This window comes from Arthrobacter sp. Y3225116, assembly GCF_059091245.1.
In genome coordinates, this window is sequence record NZ_JBNHGL010000321.1 from 1 (window position 1) to 2,694 (window position 2,694).

2 protein-coding genes are annotated in these 2,694 nt (G+C 68.8%); both read left to right on the forward strand.

Annotated features, from left to right (window positions below; translation table 11 throughout):
* Positions 1-1,567: TPM domain-containing protein (locus AC5RV2_RS16780; protein WP_494093276.1), on the forward strand; the 1,567-nt coding region annotated here is incomplete at its 5' end.
* A 74-nt stretch (positions 1,568-1,641) separates the two neighbouring features.
* A complete protein-coding gene (locus AC5RV2_RS16785) occupies positions 1,642-2,409 on the forward strand; it encodes a PspA/IM30 family protein (RefSeq protein ID WP_494093277.1) in 768 nt (255 codons plus the stop codon).
* Positions 2,410-2,694: the final 285 nt, after the last annotated feature.

The following is a 2,694-nucleotide window of genomic DNA, read 5'->3' on the forward strand; positions in this document are numbered from 1 at the left end:
GGGCGGCTCGCTGGGCCCGGTGCTGCTCATTGGCGGCGTCGTGGTGGTGGGCGGCGGCGCGGCCCTGCTGTATGCGCGGTCCAGGCGGAACAAGAACCAGCGCCCGCAGCCTCAGCTGCAGACCGGCCCCGACGGGCGGCCGCTGGATCCGCACGACGCCATGTCCGTGGAGGACCTTCGCAAGAAGGCCGGCAGCCTGCTGGTGGCCGCCGACGACGCGATCAAATCGAGCGAGCAGGAACTGGGTTTCGCCATGGCCCAGTACGGGGACGAAGCCGTGCAGCCGTTCCGCCAGGACATCACCGCGGCCAAGTCCCACATGATGGAGTCCTTCAAGCTGCAGCAGCAGCTCGACGACCATATTCCGGACACCGAAGAAGAGCAGCGCGCCTGGCTGGGCGACATCATCCGCCGCTGTGAGGCAGTCAACGATTCCCTCCAGGCACACAAAGAGGACTTCGACGCGCTGCGGGAGCTGGAAAAAACCGCACCGCAGGCGCTTGAGCAGGCTCGGGCCGCCGCCCGGGAAACCCGCGGCAGGCTGGACGACGGCACGGCCCGGCTGGAGCAGCTTCGCGCCCGCTTTGCCGACAGCGCGCTGCAACAGGTCGCCGACAACATCGGCCAAGCCGGGGAACGGCTGGATTTCGTCGAGAACGCGGCCGGCACCGCGCAGGACAAGCTCGACGAAGGAGACCGCAGCGCCGCCGTGATTGCCGTGCGCGCGGCCGAGGAGAGCCTGCACCAGGCCAACATCCTGTTGGAGGCCATCGCCAGGACGGCCAAGGACCTCGAGGACGCCCGGCAGAGCATGGAACGCAGCATCGCCGACGCGGACCAGGACATCGCCCAGGCCAGGGCCATCATCGCCTCCGGGCAGCATCCCGAGCTTGCGGGCCCCTTGGCCGGGCTGGAAGCAGCCGTGTCCGCCGTCCGGCAGGAGGTCGCCGGGGGGCGCATTGATCCGATCATGATGGTGCAGCGGCTGGAGGCAGCCATGGAGCCCTTGGATGCCTCGCTCTCCGGGATCCGGGACGCCCAGGACCGCAACCGGCGTGCCCGCGAGGCCCTGCAGCACGCCATCATGTCCGCGCAGGCCCAGATCTCCGGCACCTCGGATTACATTCAGGCGCGCCGCGGCGGCGTTCGCAGCGAGGCACGCACCCGGCTGGCGGAGGCGGAACGGAACCTCGACCATGCGCTGGCCATCGCCGACTCGGATCCAGAGCAGGCGCTCAACTACGCCCGCCAGGCCAATGCCCTGGCGCAGCAGGCCAGCCAGATGGCCCAGGAGGATGTGGACGGCTTCGGCGGGGGCATGGGCGGCTTCGGCGGCGGCGGCATGTTCGGCGGTCGGGGCGGCGGCCTGGGCGGGGCGATCCTCGGCGGCATCCTCATCGATTCCATCCTGCACGGCGGACACGGCTCGCACGGCGGCGGCGGAATCTTCGGTGGCGGCGGAGGCGGAGGCGGTGACGTTTTCGGCGGCGGCGGCTTCGGAGGTTTCGGCGGTGGCGGCGGCGGCTTCGGTGGCTTCGGCGACGGCGGCGCCGGCGGCGGCTTCTAGACCAGACAGACCGGGCAGCCACCGTGGCTGCTTGGAAGGCAAAGTTCGAGTAATCCCGATCGAAAGGCATCACCGTGGTAAAGCACTCAATTTTCGGCCGCATGGCACAGTTGGCCAAGGCAAACATCAACGCCCTGCTCGACCAGGCGGAGGATCCGCAGAAGATGCTGGACCAGATGGTCCGCGACTACACGAACAACATTGCCGAAGCCGAAAGCGCCGTCGCGCAGACCATCGGCAACCTGCGCATGCTGCAGGACGACTACAACGAAGACCTCGAGAACGCCCGCAGCTGGGGTGCCAAGGCCTTGGCCGCCAGCCGAAAGGCCGACGAATACCGCACCTCGGGCCACGCCGCCGACGCCGAGAAGTTCGACAACCTCGCGAAGGTGGCAATCCAGCGCCAGATCTCCTCAGAGAACGAAGCAAAGGGCGCCGAGCCCACGATCTCCTCGCAGACCGAAATCGTCGAAAAGCTCAAGCAGGGACTCAACCAGATGAAGTCCAAGCTCAATGAGCTGCAGAACAAGCGCGATGAGCTGATCGCGCGCGCCAAGACCGCGCAGGCCCAGTCGCAGGTCCACGACGCCATCAAGAGCATCGACATTCTGGATCCGACCAGCGAAGTCGGCCGCTTCGAGGAGAAGATCCGCCGCGAGGAAGCGAAGGTACGCGGCCAGGCCGAGCTTTCCGCTTCCAGCCTGGACGCCCAGTTCGAGAGCCTGGAAGACCTCGGCGAGCAGACGGAAGTGGAGGCACGGTTGGCAGCCCTGAAGTCCGGCACCGGCCCGGCCCCGTCGTCGCTGGAGGCCGGCAAGGAAACTACCTCAGAGAGCTACTGAGCACCGGCCCTCCGGCCGCTCGGGCATGAATGGCTCCGGGCCGCACCTTCGCGGTGTGGCCCGGAGCCTTTCCTGTCGGGCCGGATCCTGCTTTTCCGGGGGCGGTGCGATCGCGTTATCGGCGCGGCTTCACGGCCCGGAGGAGGCTGCGGCCGGTGAAACGACCCGGTCGCGAGGCGCGGATCCGCGCGCGGCGCAGGGCCTTGGGATTGTAGTGCCGGGGACGGTGCTCGGCTGCGTCCGGCACGCCGGCGCCCCGCCCCCGCGGCGCCGGGGCCACTCCCC